This window comes from Glaciecola sp. KUL10, assembly GCF_003203515.1.
Lineage (GTDB): Bacteria > Pseudomonadota > Gammaproteobacteria > Enterobacterales > Alteromonadaceae > Glaciecola.
In genome coordinates this window covers 435621-451078 of sequence record NZ_BGNG01000002.1, presented here as the reverse complement: position 1 = coordinate 451078, position 15458 = coordinate 435621, and the positions used below count along the sequence as shown (strand labels likewise).

The window sequence follows — 15458 nt, the reverse complement described above, 5'->3', positions numbered from 1 at the left end:
GCGTATTCTTTCAGCGAAGCGCCTAAACTAGCCCTTTTTCATGCATTAAAATTTCGATCTCCGTCAAACTTGAAGGATCATCAATCGTCGAGGGAACCTTATATTCCATCCCATCAGCCATTTGCCGCAAAGTATTGCGCAATATTTTACCTGACCGCGTTTTAGGAAGCCTAGGCACTATAATAGCCTGCTTAAAACATGCGATGCGGCCTATGCGTTGATTAATCATATCGGTGAGCTCATTTTGCAAGGCTTGAGGATCGATACTTGCTCCATCTTTTAAGATGACTAAACCGATTGGCAATTGGCCTTTTATACGGCATCTAACCCCTATTACGCTGCACTCTGCCACCGCCTGGTGAGCGGCGACAACTTCTTCCATCTCACCGGTACTTAATCGATGCCCAGCGACATTGATCACATCATCTGTTCGGCCCATTACAAAGACATAACCGTCCTCATCGATATATCCACCGTCACCAGAGCAATAGTACCCTGGATACTCATCTAAGTAACTTGATTGAAAGCGGTGATGATCTCCCCAAACCGTGGGTAAGCAACCGGGTGGCAGTGGCAATTTAATCGCAATTGCCCCCTGATGGCCCACTTGAACTTCGTCACCTGCTGCATTTAGTATTTTGATATTAAACCCCGGAGAGGGGTATGTTGCCGATCCCGCCTTAATCTTACTTTGCCCAAATCCAAGATAATTGCCACATATCGCCCACCCTGTTTCTGTTTGCCACCAATGATCGATCACCGGTTTCCCCGTTTTTTGTGTGGTCCAATCGTAAGTAGGAGGATCTAGACGTTCTCCTGCCATAAAAATCGTATCAAGCTGACTGAGATCATAGTCTTTGATCAAATCACCATTTGGATCTTCTTTTTTTATCGCTCTAAACGCGGTTGGTGCAGCAAATAAGACTTTGACTTTATGCTCTTCACATACACGCCAAAAAGCACCAGCATCAGGAGATCGGATAGGTTTTCCCTCATACATAATTGTGGTACAACCTGCCAATAGGGGACCATATACAATGTAGGAATGCCCGACCACCCAGCCGACATCTGAAGCAGCCCAAAACGTATCACCCGCACTCACGTTATATAGTGCGCTCATCGTATAATTTAGCGCAACAGCATGCCCCCCATTGTCTCTCACGACACCTTTAGGTGCGCCAGTAGTGCCTGAGGTATATAAAATATAAAGAGGATCTTCGCCTTTCACGGGGGTAGCACCAACAGGGCTGGCGTTTTGCATTTCATAAGACCAGTCGCAATCATGGCGTCTATCTAAAGTCGCTCGCGCCTGTGTCCGCTGCACAACAATAACGGATTCTGGTTTATATGAAGCGCTGTCGATTGCATCGTTGAGTAAGGGTTTATATTCAATAATTTTACTAAGTTCAATCCCACAACTTGCTGAAACAATTACCTTAGGCTGTGCATCATCTATACGCACCGCCAGTTCAGTGGCAGCAAAACCGCCAAACACAACAGAATGAATCGCCCCCAAACGTGCACAGGCTAACATCGCCACTGCGGCCTCAGGGATCATCGGCATGTAAATCAATACGCGATCTCCCTTTGTCACCCCCTTACTTTTTAATACCCCAGCAAAATTCGACACCTTATTTAGCAAATCATTGTAAGTTAATGAGCGCTTACTTCCACTGGCTGGAGAATCGTATAAGATGGCCACTTGATTGCCGCGACCAGAATTAACATGATGATCGATAGCCATAAATGATGTGTTCATCATGCCACCTGCAAACCACCGTTCAACGCCATTATCGTCTTTGCTAAGTATTTGTTTGGGAAAGTCGAACCATGGGAGTGCCCTAGCTTTTTCCTGCCAAAATTTTTCAGGATGTTCGATAGACTGCTGGTATTCTTTTAAGTAGTGCTCACTCATGGCCTTGCCTCCACATGTCACAGTAATGACATATCTAGTTAACGTCTTATTAACCAAATAATAGGAGCGAATACATCACTAAAGCAATGCTTTAAGACTAATGGATTAATTCACATTTTGGTAATCAACGGTTTGCAAATTATTGCAACAAATTAAGTATCGCCCACATAAATTTCTGGGACTGAAGATAAAAAGCATATATGTACGGAAAACTTTATGGCATCCTAAGAGGTGTTGAATAAAACGAATTATATGTACATGCTTTTAATAAGCTTTCAGGTTTCGAAACTTTCTTGCGTTAATCGGATATTCACTTTTAATGTATAAATTAAACTCAATTCCAAATATTGCAATTAGCGCAGCGATACTGTTGATTGTATCCTCATTTATACTCGTACAAGTCTCTCTTTCATATCTAAAAAATCACGTCTTGTCTGACTTTGAGAAATCATTAAATACAGTCTTGGACACGTCGACCAGCGCAGTTGGAATATGGGCGAAGCAAAAACAAGACCTACTCGAGAACATCAGCAACAGTGATGTCGTTTTAAAAGTAATTGAAACAAATCTTGATAGCACTGGCTTTGTTGCGCTAGACAGAACCGACGTTGATCGAACTTTCGAACGTTATCTAAGTGGTAAAGCAATTGATGATTTATTTATTATCAACGATAGAAGTGAACTCATTTATGCACTTTATAATAGAGAATCTGCAGGAGCCATTTGGTCTAACTTTAAAGGCAAGTATTCAACTCTTGTTAGCAGCACTGACAATATAAGTGCAAGATTTTTACCACCCGTCCAAGGGAAAGTTAGTAATAGTGAGAATCAAAGCGAACTAACCTATAAGTATGCAAGCTTTATACGCACTATAGAAAATAAAGGAGAGCGTTATTATATATTGGCTTTGATCAAACCTCAGGCAGAATTAAGCCAGATTGTAAAACTTGGTCGTATAGGAGAGACAGGTGAAACCTATCTTTTTGACAACGATGGTTTTATGACTACCGATTCACGATTCAGAGATGAACTAATACGTTACGGCGTGTTAGAGAAAAACTCTGACGCAGTCTTAAATATCAAATTATACGATCCTGAAGTTAACCTTTATTTAGAGCCTAACGCTCAAGCGAGCAGAGAAAAACTAACTAAAATGGCGACATCTGCCATTCGAGGAAACAAATCCTTTGATGTAAATGGCTATAATGACTATAGAGGCATCAAAGTTATTGGCGCTTGGCAATGGATTGACTCACTCAATATTGGTATCACGACCGAAGTAGATTTACACGAAGCGCTATCAAGCTATCGAAGCTCAAGAAATATCTTGCTCGCGCTACTCTCTTTGAGCCTATCACTCGCGCTCTTGTTGGGCCTTTACGTTGTCAGAGTATCCTACGATACAACAAAAAAGTTACAAAAAGCCGCAGATGAACTTGAGGATAAGGTAGACGAAAGAACCTTTGCACTAGCGGACGCACTTGCTGAGTTATCTACTGAAAAAGCCGTGCTCCAATCTCTATTCGACAATATTCCTGACCCGATCTTTTGCAAGGACCATGAAAGACGTTATATAAAAGGTAATAAAGCGTTTTTTGAGATCTTTGGTAAAGTCGAGCAAGAAGTTATCGGCTCAACCGATGAGGAGTTAGCAAACGCAAAAGACTTGGATGCTTTTAGAGACAGTGATTTACAGGTCTTACAAACAGGTGAACCAGTCGTGTTTGAACGGGTCGCTAATCATGAGGAAGGAAAATATAGTATTTTCCTTTCCAGAAAATTCAAAATCGATTTTCCTAACGAACAACCTCCGGGCATTCTATGTATTGCACAAGATATAAGTGAACAGAGGTCAACCGAAAAGTCATTGATTCAAGCAACACTTGCGGCACAGGCTGCTAGTAAAGCAAAAAGTGAATTTCTTGCACGAATGTCACATGAAATCAGGACACCGATGAATGGCGTAATTGGGATGTTAGACCTTTTACGTGACTCAAAAATAGATTCGCAACAGCAACAACAAGTTGAAATAGCGAAGAGCAGTGCAGACAGCCTTCTGGGCGTAATTAACGACATCCTTGACTTTTCTAGAGTCGAAGCCGGAAAATTAGAACTAGATATTGTTGATTTCGATCCAATTAAACTGATTGATGACAGTATAAAAGCCTTAGCAGTTAAAGCAGATGCTAAAGGCCTTGAACTCATGCTTGATACCACAAAAATAGAGTTCAATTTTGTTAAAGGAGACCCTTTACGTATTCGTCAAATCATCACCAATTTACTCAATAACGCTTTGAAGTTTACAGAGCACGGACAAGTGGTGGTCACTGCTGACATTATAAGACGTAAGTCAAGTTTACGTCTTCATTGCCAAATCCAAGATACTGGCATTGGTATTAACGAGGAAAAAATTCCCTTGCTGTTTGAATCATTTTCACAAGTCGATTCATCAACAACCAGAAACTATGGTGGAAGCGGACTTGGCCTAGCAATTTGCAAACGCCTTTGTGAATTAATGGATGGCGATATTTGGGTTAAAAGTAAAATAAATAAAGGCACTACTGTTGGTTTTGATATCAAATTGGAGGAATCTGAAGTATCGCCCCAAGAGCAACCAATCTTAGATGTTCAAGGCCTTTCCGTTTTAGTTGTTGATGACAACCCCGTTAACTTAGACATCATTCAAAAACAATTGGGTTTAATTGGCCTTGATTCGACCATATGTGCATCAGTAAACGAAGCGCTAAAAATACTCTCAAAGCCAGAAAACCAATTTCAAATTATTATCACTGACATGAATATGCCTCAGCGTGATGGTTTGGAGTTAGCCAAAGAAATCAGGTCAAAATCAGAGTTTGCTGGCATCAAAATTATCATGCTTAGTTCAATGACCTTTACGATGGATCGTATTGAGCTCAAAGCAAGTGGTTTAGACGCAAGTTTACTAAAACCTGTAATTACCGAAGATCTATATAATACGCTTGCACTGGTCACCAAACCACAAAATGACGATGAATTGATCAACGAGCAAAATTTGCTCCAATATCGCCATGCAACACAATCTAAATTTGTTGCGGGAGAGCACCATCAAATATTGGTTGTTGAAGATAATGCAGTCAATATGTTGGTTGCGGAAGGCTTATTAAGGAAACTAAAAATTCGTTTTCAAAAAGCGTTTAACGGGCAAGAATGCTTAGAAATATTGCGTAAAGAAGAAAATGAAAGGCCGTTCACCGCTATTTTGATGGACTGCCAAATGCCAATTATGGACGGATATACCGCAACAGCCAAAATAAGGGCAGGTATTGTTGGCGAGCAATATAAAGACATTCCTATCATTGCAATGACTGCTAATGCACTCAAGGGAGATAAAGAAAAGTGTTTCAGCTACGGGATGACAGGATATGTCTCAAAACCGATTTCACTAAAAACACTTGGTGAACAACTCCAACTTGCGTTGACCGAGCAAGGATTCGAGAATCTAGCATGTCAAGAGCAGACATCCTTCAAAAGTGAGCTAGACTTAAGCGTACCGCATGATAAATTAAAAACAATGGATTGGGTAAACTTCACCCCTAGCTTGCATCAAACGCCGGACTTGTACCTCAAAAGCTTGCGTCTATTCATCGCTGAGAACAAAGGCGTGTCATTCATATTTCCGAAAAGCCTCGATGAACAAGAAGTGCTTAAATCGAAGATTCATACATTGAAAGGAAGTGCGGGCAATATGGGCTTTTATTCGTTGTACAAAGACTGTTTGTCACTAGAAACAGCGCTTAAGGAGCAGGATGTTCGCACCTTAGATTTAGCCACTATAAATGCAACACTTAATAAGGCGCTTAATGACGCTGATTTAATCCTTTCAGCGAATATTGAACAAAGTCGACCTGAAATATCGGCACGCAACATTAAGACCTTGTATTCAGAAATCTACAAATTTACCGAAAACAGTGAGTGGGTCCCAACTGAATTAATAGACGAAACTCATGCTATCGCTGCAACTTTGCCTGATGATGATAAAGTTCATGCGATTATTGGCGCACTCGAACGCTTCGATTACGAAGTAGTCAATCAATTATTAGCTGAAGAAGATTAATGACAAATGATGAAGTAAGACCGGTTATTCTAGCGGTAGATGATGATCCAACGACAATCAGCACCATTGTGTCGCAGTTAAAGACACTTAACCCTAAATTTCTGATTGCCAATCGAGGTAGACAAGCACTAGACGTTCTACAAAAGACTAAGGCCGACATCATCATACTAGACATCAATATGCCCGAGATGTCGGGGCTCGAAGTATGCGAAAATATCAAGAACAATCCATCGTTTTGCGATATTCCTGTATTATTTTTGACCGGCAGTCAAACTGATATTGGAGCAGCATTTGATGTTGGTGGAGTCGATTATATTTTAAAGCCTGTCAAGTCAGACGAACTTATGGCAAGAGTAAAAACTCACTTGGAACTTCATCGCCTAATGCGCTCACTAGACAATGCTAATGCACTCTTAGAAAGTGTGAACGAAAGCCTTGAAGACAAGGTACAAAAGCGCACACTAGAGCTCGTTACTGCGAATAAAAACCTGCGAAGAGAAATCGACGAGCGCAGGCGCTTACAAGACAAACTCAGCTACCTTTCAAGCTATGATTTTATTACGCGTATGTACAATCGAAACTCGATGGAAAATGAGCTTCGGATCAAACTAGAGCAACTGCATATCAACAGCGAGAAGTGGTATCTATACTTTATTGATATGGACCAATTCAAGGTAATAAATGATACGTGTGGACACGTTGCAGGTGACGAGTTATTACGTCAACTGGCAGACTTAATAAGGGGTTTTCAAGTCAATGAAATTCTTTGCGCCCGCATGGGAGGGGATGAATTCGCAATACTGTTAACCGCAAATGATTTAGATGGTGCTATTCAAAAAGGCATGCAGCTTAAAATGTTGATCGAAAATTATCGATTTGAGTGGGAAGGAGAAGTATTCAAGCACAGTATTAGTATGGCACTTGTCGAACTTGATGAAAGCGTAGATTCTGCTTCACACCTATTAAGTATCGCCGAGCGCACTTGCTACGAAAGCAAGCGCAAGGGCGGGGGCGAAATATCGGTTTATAACCACTCGAAGGACTATATCGACAAGTCACAGCAGCAAATGAAGATTATCCCAATCATTCATCACGCGCTTGAAAATGACCTTTTTCTACTCTATTACCAACGAATCAATGCACTGCAAACAGACGGCACTCCTCCCAAAAAGAAAGTCGAGCTTTTACTCCGTTTAAAAGACTTAAATGGTCGAGTAATACCCCCAGGCCACTTTATACCTATCGCAGAGCGCTATCACTTGATCAGTGCGATCGAAAAATGGGTCATTGATGCTTCATTTAAATCCATGGCTGGTTTACCAGAAGACCTTGCAGTCGCAATCAATCTTTCTGGGGAATTTATCGTTAAAAGTGGCGCTTTTGAAACGATACGAAATGGGTTAGAAAAATATAAAATAGCCCCCAAGCGTATCTGTTTCGAAATCACCGAAACATCAGCACTAACAAATCTTAGCGCTACTCAAGAATTAATTGAAAAAACCGCCAGCTTAGGTTGTGAGTTTGCACTTGACGACTTTGGAACAGGCACCTCTTCATATGAGTATCTGAGACAGTTAAAAGTCGATTATGTAAAAATTGATGGAATGTTCGTTAGGGACATTGAAACCGACCCGATCAATCGAAAGATGGTCGAATCAATTGTCGGAATTGCAAAGGCAAAAAACGTAAAAGTTGTTGCGGAGTGTGTTGAGACCCAAGAAGCACTAACGGTGCTTAAAACTTTGGGCGTAGACTATTATCAAGGGTATGTAAGCCACCGGCCGGAGCCACTATCAGGATATACATCAGAATGAGTCAATCGATTGTATAACGCAAAACAAAAGCTTTCGAACTCGCCTAAAAGCCTACATAGTTATCGCCACAACTAAACGAGACAAGTTGACTGAGCTCTTGTAAGCTTCTTCCACTTTGTTGCTGCCACGTTAAAAAGGCATTTTGAATAGTGTTTAAACTGCGTTTTGAGCGCACTGACCCCGTAATTAAACCGTGTTGTGTGAAATAGGCCTCTACATCCCTGCTTAACAAGAACGTGTCTTTACCTAAAAACCTAAGCGCATATGGCCCCGTATTTCCACCTAATCGAGCGCCATGCTTTTTTAAATACTCCCACAGACCAATGATGTCATCACTTGGCCACTCTGCCACAAATGCCGCAAAGCTACCGTGGCTTCTGCGCACCTCGTCAATCATGACGGCGTTATCTCTAATTGTCTTGACCTTGTTTAGATTGCGAATAATGGCTGGGTTTGTCGCCTTTTTTTCAAGCATTTCGTCCGGCATTAGCAGCATTTTGTCGATATCAAAGCCAAAAAACACCTCTTCAAAATCAGGCCATTTTTGCCTAACAACTCGCCACACAAAGCCAGATTGAAATACCTTTTTGGTAAACTCGGCTAAAAATCGGTCATCAGGAATACTTTTTAACTCGCTATTGCTTAGAGGTGTCGATAACAAATCCTCGACCATTTGCGCGCTGCCTTTGCGCTGACAAACGCGATCGTAAAGACTCGCGTATGCTTCTAAACCTACATCGGTATCTATTTTAGTGCTCACGCAGCAATACCTGAATGTCTAAGTAAGGCATCGACTTTGGGCTCGCGTCCTCTGAACGCAACGAAAAGCTCCATAGGCTCTTTAGAACCGCCCATTTCAAGAATATTGTTCAAGAAGTCTTTACCCGTTGACTCGTTGAATATTCCTTCTTCTTCAAAACGCTCAAAGGCATCTGATGACAAGACTTCAGCCCATTTATAACTGTAATATCCCGCAGCATAGCCACCTGCAAAGATATGACCGAAACTATTTTGGAATTTATTGAATTTGGGCGGCATCACAACGGCGACTTCTTTTCTTACCCCATCTAACACTTGTTGAACCGACAGACTATTATCAGTTTGCATATGTAATACAAAATCAAACATAGAGAATTCTAACTGCCTGACCATTTGCATAGCTGATTGGTAATTCTTCGCCGCTAGCATTTTATCAAGCATGCTTTGAGGTAAGGCCTCACCTGTTTCATAGTGACCTGAGATAAAGCTCAAGGCCTCTGGTTGCCAGCACCAGTTTTCTAAAAACTGGCTCGGAAGTTCAACCGCATCCCACGCCACGCCATTTATACCAGACACACCACCAGCAGATATTTTGGTCAGCATATGGTGAATACCGTGTCCAAACTCATGGAATAAAGTCACGACTTCGTTATGAGTAAACAGTGCCGGCTTGCCGTCGACCGGACCGTTAAAGTTACAGGTTAGATAAGCGACAGGGAGTTGTAATTCACCATTAGCCTTGACTCTGCGTACTCGGCATTCATCCATCCATGCACCGCCTCGCTTTTTCTCACGTGCGTACAAATCAAGATAAAATGATCCGCGATGGGCATTGTCTTTGTCATAGATCTCGTAAAACTTAACGTCTTTGTGATACACATCTGCGCTTTCGTTTTGCTTAATAGTCAGTCCGTATAGACGAGAAACCACTTCGAACAGACCACTAACGACTTTTGATTCCGGGAAGTAAGGGCGTAACTCTTCATCTGAAATTGCAAATGTCTGTTGTTTGAGTTTTTCACCGTAATACGTGTAATCCCAAGCTTGCAAATCACTCGCCCCATATTGCTCACGGGCAAAGTCTTTGACCGCTTGAAGCTCTTTTTCAGCTTGCGGCTTTGACTTGGCCGCTAAGTCTGTTAAGAAGCCGATGACTTGCTCAGGCGTTTGCGCCATTTTAGTTGCCAGCGATAAATCAGCATAGTGATTAAAGCCCAATAACGAAGCAAGCTCTTGTTTAAGTGTGAGCATCTCATCGATATAAGCGGCGTTATCAAACTCACCTGCATTGGGCCCCTGATCAGACGCTTTGGTAGCAAACGCAGTATACATTTCTTCGCGTAATTCACGCTTATCTGCATACATCATTACGGGTAAATAGCTAGGAATATCGAGGGTAAATAGCCACCCTTCTTGTTCTTTTTGTTGAGCGGCTTGCTTGGCTGCCGCTTTGGCAGAATCAGGTAGCCCCGCCAACTCAGCTTCGTCGGTCACAAGTTTGCTCCACGCCATGGTGGCATCCATCACATTATTACTGAAACTAGAGGACAGCTCTGACAATCGGCTTTTAATTTGCGCATATCGTTCTTTTTTGGCGTCTTCTAATCCAACCCCAGATAAAGAGAAGTCACGTACTGCGTTGCTCACCACTTTTTGCTGAGCTGTATCAAGCGTTGAAAATTCATCGCTGTTTAATAACTTTTCATAAAGTTTAAACAAGCCTTGATGCTGCCCAACCCACGTTGAATATTCGGATAGTAAAGGTAAACAAGCATCATGAGCTTCTCGCAATTCATCCGAACTAATCACCGAATTCATATGCCCAACAGGCGACCATATTTTACTGAGTCGATCATCGCTATCTTCCAAAACTTCAACCAAACCCGCATAGTTGGCATCGCCAGACGCGACTACTCGGTTAATAGCCTGCTTACAGGTCTCAATCGCGCCTTTGATAGCAGGGACGATTTGTTCGGGGGTAATTTGTGAAAACAACGGAAGTCCGTCGACTTGTTCGATAGCTGAACTCATTTTTTATTCCTAACTTTTTGCTTATTTATTAGGTGGGGATCGTCGATAAGATCACAAGTCTTTACGGCTTGATTTGAAATAAAAACTGAATGAAAACTTGATAAATACGGTCTAGTAGGCATATTTAAGGGATAGGCTATTTTCCCAAGCACATTAATGACGACTTTAGGAAGCAAATGAAACATTTTGATTATATCTGTATTGGCGGCGGCAGCGGTGGAATTGCATCAGCTAATCGCGCATCTCGTTACGGCCAAAAAGCCGCAATTATTGAAGCGAAAGACATTGGCGGCACCTGCGTCAATGTTGGCTGTGTTCCAAAAAAAGCCATGTGGTTTGGCGCACAAGTTGCCGAAGCCATTCATCGCTATGCACCTGACTATGGATTTGATGTGACGGTAAATCAATTTAGCTGGGAAAAGCTTGTTGAAAGTCGCACAGCATATATTGACCGAATTCACGCTTCTTACGACCGCGTTTTAGGCAATAACGGCGTTACCTTAATTAAAGGCTTTGCCAAATTTATTGATAACAAAACGATTGATGTTGACGGCGAAATCTATACCGCAGATCACATCACCATCGCCACAGGCGGTCGCCCAATAAAGCCCCCCGTGCCAGGCGCAGATTTAGGCATTAATTCGGATGAATTTTTTGACTTAAAAGAACAACCCAAGCGCGTTGTTGTGGTCGGTGCTGGCTATATTGGTGTCGAACTAGCGGGTGTGATGCACTCACTGGGTTCAGAAACGCACTTATTGGTGCGCCGCGAAAAACCACTTCGCAACTTCGACGATATGCTATCTGACACGCTCGTTGAGATCATGGCTGAAGACGGCCCAACACTGCACCCATTTACCGAAGTAACCGCGATTGAAAAACAAGCCGATGGTTCACTTAAAGTCAGCTTAAACACAAAGCACTCAATCGAATGCGACGCCTTGGTATGGGCAATTGGCCGAGAGCCAGCAACTGACAAGATTAACCTAGAAAACACAGACGTCGAACTAGACAAACGTGGATATATCAAAGTTGATAAGTATCAAAACACCACCGCAGAGGGTATTTACGCAGTGGGCGATAACATCGGCAAAATAGACCTAACACCTGTTGCAGTTAAAGCAGGTCGTCAATTATCTGAACGCTTATTCAATGGCAAAACAGACGCCCACATGGATTATGATCTTGTACCAACGGTTGTGTTTAGCCACCCAGCAATAGGTACAATGGGCCTAACCGAAAAAGAAGCGATTGAGCAATACGGCGAAGATAATATCAAAGTCTATAACTCAAGCTTTGCAGCCATGTACACTGCGGTCACTCAACACCGCCAAGCTACTAAAATGAAGCTCATTTGCGCTGGACCTGACGAAAAAGTGGTTGGCTTGCATGGCATTGGTTTTGGAATGGACGAAATTCTTCAAGGCTTTGGTGTTGCCATTAAAATGGGCGCGACAAAAGCTGATTTTGATGCTTGCGTGGCAATTCATCCGACGAGTGGGGAAGAGTTTGTGACGATGTAGGTATAAGTTAAACATAGTAAATAAATGCAATCTCAAAAGAGGTCTATGGTTATCACACCATAGATCTCTTTTTTTTCGAGAAGGGTACAAATTGCGATTATGGCACTGCTGGTGTAATATCGCACCAGATACAAGTGGAGAATAACATGCCTAGACAAAGTGTTACATTGACAGAAAGCAATAACAGTTGGCTTAACGCACATGTAGATAAACTCGGGGACTATGCAAATAAAAGTGAATTGATTAATGATTTAATCCGGCGTGCAAGGCGAGCTGAGTATATAAATCAAAAGTTGTCAAAAGCAGAAAACAGCAACTTCGTTACTCAGTCAGCAGATGAAATGCTTGCTGAGTTCAAAGCGGACCTACAAAAGTAAATGGGCAAATACCGCTTAACGGAAGAAGCGAAAGAAGATTTGCGAAGAATTTACGAGTATGAATATAAAGAGTTAGGGGAGCGCTCAGCCGATGAATACTTTTACAGCTTCTTCGATGCTTTCAACAAGCTCGCAGACTCTCCTTTACTCTATCAATCAATCGACGAGATTCGGCCAGGCTACAAACCTTGCCCTCATCGCTCGGACGTAATTTACTACCGAATTAATCAAGGTATCGTTGAAATTATGGCCATTATTGGTGGCCAAGATATTGATGTTTGGCTGTAGAAGTACGCAAACGACTACCTTTCCTAACTTTCTTCCTTAACAAAAACATATACAGACCAGTCAGCATCAACAGAACTGGGAAACTGGACTTAAGCGCACAAAACACAAAATAAGCTTAGATCAAAAACCCACGAAATAAATAATGGGAAATATTTATAGGCGATAGATACTCAGACTATCAGTTCACTAAGCTTGACATCACAAGCACAGCAAACCAACCTTATTGATAATCATTATCATTTAGGTTTAAATAAATGTACTGCTATCAACTAGACTGCTACGAACGTGCAATAAGAGAACCCCACCAGCAATATGGTAAGGAAATTATCAATTGTTACGTGCACTTATCATTAGAGGAAGCCAAAAACGCGCCCTCTTTTGAAAATGCAAAACACGTTTATTTACGAATGATCAAAACCTTTGAAGAAGTCTTATGTGATGATTTGCTCAGTCAGGAATGGAGACATCACAGTTACCGAATTTTCAAACAGGTGAAACCCGTGTTGTATGAGGTATTAGAAAAACCTAATTACCTAAGCATGTGTCAACGTTTTGAAAGCCTTGCCACGTACTTTATCAAAGACAAAACCTCGCAGTTAAATAATTCAAAAGGATGAATCATGTCTCAATTGCAATACTATTTGCTGTTTGACTTATGCGTGATAGTTTTGGTGTTAGCGCTTTATTACTTGGCAAAACTGATATTTTGGCAGTTTAAAAGAGCTTAACTTATTGCATTAACTCTTCTAGTTTATCGCGGTTTCTTCTAGACAGTGTAAGCGTGTCACCATTTTCGAGCATGACCAAGTAATCCCCTTTATCATTAGGCCTAAGCTCGACTATGCTTTTTCGCTTGGCAATGGTAGACCGATGAATCCTCACAAAATCATCTGGGTTGAGTTGTCGCTCTAATTCGCAAAGGGTTTCGCGATGCAAAACGGTGCGCCCATCTTCTAAATGTAACTCTGCGTAATTACCCGCACCAGCAATATACTGAATACAATCCACATCGATTAGCCTTATTCGGCCTGGATCTTTGACCACCAAACGCTTTTTATGAACGTCGGCGTTTCTTGAAGTTAGTTGTGACAATGCTTCTTGTAACCTAGGATTATACGCTTCCTTTTCTTGGCAACGTTGAACCGCTCGTTGAAAGGAAGCTAAGAAACGGGTGTCTTCAAACGGCTTTAACACATAATCAATTGCATTGAGTTCAAAGGCTTCAATTGCATAGTTGTTATAAGCTGTTGCGAAAATCACAACGCACTTTTTGGGTAAATGACGAGCGACATCAACACCTGAGATGCCAGGCATTTCCACATCCAAAACAACAATATCAGGCTGATATTCGATCGCTTTCTGCAATGCCTGATGACCGTCATTAGCTTCAAAGATATCACTTATATATGGAATGTCCTCAAGGAGTAGTTTTACAGATTCTCGTGCAAGGTTTTCATCGTCTGCAATAAGAACATTAAGCACATCGGCCTCCTATTGGAAGTTTAAGTGTGGTTTGAAATAGCTCATTATTTAACTCATCAAGTTCAAGTTTAAAATCACCGTATAGTCGCTCAAGTCTTGCGCGTGTGTTTTTAATGCCAATACCAAAGCCTTTGTGATCTGACACTTGGGCGACTTTGTTTATCATTACAATATTGAGTATGTTGTGTTGTTTAAAAATCTCGATATTGACTGGATTATTGTTAGACTCAAGTTGTGAGCCATGCTGAATAGCATTTTCAACCAAAGGTTGAAGCAGCATATTTGGTATCTCTAGTTCCAAACAATCATCATTAATTTGCATACTCGTTTGCAATTTATCTCTGAACCTAAGCTTTTGAATCTCGATGTAGCTTTGAATGAAAGCAACCTCGTCTTTCACTTTTACGTCTTGGTCATTTTTACTTTCTAATACCTGCCTAAGCATACTACTGAGTTGAGAGAGGGCAAAAATAGCCTGCTCTTGTTGCTTAAGTCTTATCAAACTTGCAATGGTATTGAGAGTATTGAATAAAAAATGAGGGTTAAGTTGAGAACGAAGCGCTTTGAGTTGCTCTTGCGCAAAAGCACCTTGTAAACGCTTTAACTCAACACTTTTGCTTATTGCATTGTGATAAAAGCGCAATGCAAGTGCCAATGCGAGCACTGCAGCAAAAATAATAAGATCTAATTGGGCACTGCTCATTACAATATCAACCAGATCTGTGAGTAACTGGCTGTATGGCAGATCGCGGATATACTGTCGCACTGCCGTTGCAAATAACCAATATAAAGGTAAGAGCAATACACAGGCCGCAAAATAATGCAGCGCACTTCGTATCTTTGAAAATTGCTGCTTGTCGCAATAACGGACTAAACTGAAAATAGCGCTGGTTAACGGGATCCACGAAAGATACCAAGGACTCAAGCGCAGCCAAGTTTGAACCCAGGTCAAACGATATTCTGTCTCGAAAATCGCAGTATATTGAACATGCGTCATTACGCCCAAAACGGCCAACCAAAACAGCGTATTGGTAAACCAAAAATATCGCAATGATTGAGTCTTATCGTGAAGCATAGTTCTGCTTTTTCGTCCTTGTATGATTTCAAAATACGCTTATTTTGATGATAAATCCACCTAAAAAAAGTAAGCATTCGTAACACCAAACCTGCATT

The 15458-nt window shown here is 41.6% G+C and carries 11 protein-coding genes; 6 read left to right on the top strand and 5 right to left on the bottom strand.

Annotated elements, in window-relative coordinates:
- Positions 1 to 22 precede the first annotated feature (22 nt).
- The gene (locus KUL10_RS05850) at positions 23 to 1915 is read right to left on the bottom strand and encodes a propionyl-CoA synthetase (RefSeq protein ID WP_110427956.1); all 1893 of its coding nucleotides are present in this window, start codon (positions 1913 to 1915) and stop codon (positions 23 to 25) included.
- A 319-nt stretch (positions 1916 to 2234) separates the two neighbouring features.
- On the opposite strand from KUL10_RS05850, the gene KUL10_RS05845 reads away from it, so the two are divergent.
- The gene (locus KUL10_RS05845; protein ID WP_110427955.1) at positions 2235 to 6011 is read left to right on the top strand and encodes a response regulator; all 3777 of its coding nucleotides are present in this window, start codon (positions 2235 to 2237) and stop codon (positions 6009 to 6011) included.
- Positions 6011 to 7825, top strand: a complete 1815-nt coding sequence (locus tag KUL10_RS05840) for an EAL domain-containing protein (RefSeq protein WP_110427954.1) — start codon at positions 6011 to 6013, stop codon at positions 7823 to 7825. Before KUL10_RS05845 ends, KUL10_RS05840 begins: the two co-directional genes overlap by 1 nt.
- Before the next feature lie 43 nt (positions 7826 to 7868).
- On the opposite strand, the gene KUL10_RS05835 is transcribed toward KUL10_RS05840, so the two are convergent.
- The gene (locus KUL10_RS05835) at positions 7869 to 8585 is read right to left on the bottom strand and encodes a DNA-3-methyladenine glycosylase I (RefSeq protein ID WP_233499721.1); all 717 of its coding nucleotides are present in this window, start codon (positions 8583 to 8585) and stop codon (positions 7869 to 7871) included.
- Positions 8582 to 10615 carry an oligopeptidase A gene (prlC, locus tag KUL10_RS05830; protein ID WP_110427953.1) on the bottom strand — a complete coding sequence of 678 codons (2034 nt, stop codon included), beginning with the start codon at positions 10613 to 10615 and terminating at the stop codon, positions 8582 to 8584. Before prlC ends, KUL10_RS05835 begins: the two co-directional genes overlap by 4 nt.
- A gap of 176 nt (positions 10616 to 10791) precedes the next feature.
- Here prlC and gorA point away from each other — a divergent pair, with 176 nt between their 5' ends.
- The 4 genes from gorA to KUL10_RS05805 all read left to right on the top strand — a co-directional run bounded on the left by gorA (position 10792) and on the right by KUL10_RS05805 (position 13420).
- Entirely contained in the window at positions 10792 to 12138 is a 1347-nt protein-coding gene (gene gorA, locus KUL10_RS05820) for a glutathione-disulfide reductase (protein ID WP_110427951.1), read from the top strand.
- A gap of 146 nt (positions 12139 to 12284) precedes the next feature.
- Positions 12285 to 12515 carry a CopG family transcriptional regulator gene (locus KUL10_RS05815; RefSeq protein WP_110427950.1) on the top strand — a complete coding sequence of 77 codons (231 nt, stop codon included), beginning with the start codon at positions 12285 to 12287 and terminating at the stop codon, positions 12513 to 12515.
- Positions 12516 to 12803, top strand: a complete 288-nt coding sequence (locus tag KUL10_RS05810; RefSeq protein ID WP_110427949.1) for a type II toxin-antitoxin system RelE/ParE family toxin — start codon at positions 12516 to 12518, stop codon at positions 12801 to 12803. It abuts the gene before it with no gap.
- A 254-nt stretch (positions 12804 to 13057) separates the two neighbouring features.
- On the top strand, positions 13058 to 13420 hold the full coding sequence (locus tag KUL10_RS05805) for a hypothetical protein (protein ID WP_110427948.1): 363 nt from the start codon (positions 13058 to 13060) through the stop codon (positions 13418 to 13420).
- Positions 13421 to 13532: 112 nt separating this feature from the next.
- Here KUL10_RS05805 and KUL10_RS05800 read toward each other — a convergent pair whose 3' ends face one another.
- Together KUL10_RS05800 and KUL10_RS05795 are read right to left on the bottom strand one after the other, a co-directional pair.
- Positions 13533 to 14285 carry a LytTR family DNA-binding domain-containing protein gene (locus KUL10_RS05800; protein WP_110427947.1) on the bottom strand — a complete coding sequence of 251 codons (753 nt, stop codon included), beginning with the start codon at positions 14283 to 14285 and terminating at the stop codon, positions 13533 to 13535.
- On the bottom strand, positions 14278 to 15360 hold the full coding sequence (locus tag KUL10_RS05795) for a sensor histidine kinase (protein ID WP_110427946.1): 1083 nt from the start codon (positions 15358 to 15360) through the stop codon (positions 14278 to 14280). The genes KUL10_RS05800 and KUL10_RS05795 overlap by 8 nt, the downstream gene beginning before the upstream one ends.
- Positions 15361 to 15458 lie beyond the last annotated feature (98 nt).

Bases quoted from the DNA above. Each gene is read 5' to 3' on its own strand.
- KUL10_RS05840 (WP_110427954.1), top strand. From the start codon at position 6,011: ATGACAAATGATGAAGTAAGACCGGTTATTCTAGCGGTAGATGATGAT.
- prlC (WP_110427953.1), bottom strand. From the start codon at position 10,615: ATGAGTTCAGCTATCGAACAAGTCGACGGACTTCCGTTGTTTTCACAA.
- gorA (WP_110427951.1), top strand. From the start codon at position 10,792: ATGAAACATTTTGATTATATCTGTATTGGCGGCGGCAGCGGTGGAATT.
- KUL10_RS05815 (WP_110427950.1), top strand. From the start codon at position 12,285: ATGCCTAGACAAAGTGTTACATTGACAGAAAGCAATAACAGTTGGCTT.
- KUL10_RS05845 (WP_110427955.1), top strand. From the start codon at position 2,235: ATGTATAAATTAAACTCAATTCCAAATATTGCAATTAGCGCAGCGATA.
- KUL10_RS05850 (WP_110427956.1), bottom strand. From the start codon at position 1,915: ATGAGTGAGCACTACTTAAAAGAATACCAGCAGTCTATCGAACATCCT.
- KUL10_RS05795 (WP_110427946.1), bottom strand. From the start codon at position 15,360: ATGCTTCACGATAAGACTCAATCATTGCGATATTTTTGGTTTACCAAT.
- KUL10_RS05810 (WP_110427949.1), top strand. From the start codon at position 12,516: ATGGGCAAATACCGCTTAACGGAAGAAGCGAAAGAAGATTTGCGAAGA.
- KUL10_RS05805 (WP_110427948.1), top strand. From the start codon at position 13,058: ATGTACTGCTATCAACTAGACTGCTACGAACGTGCAATAAGAGAACCC.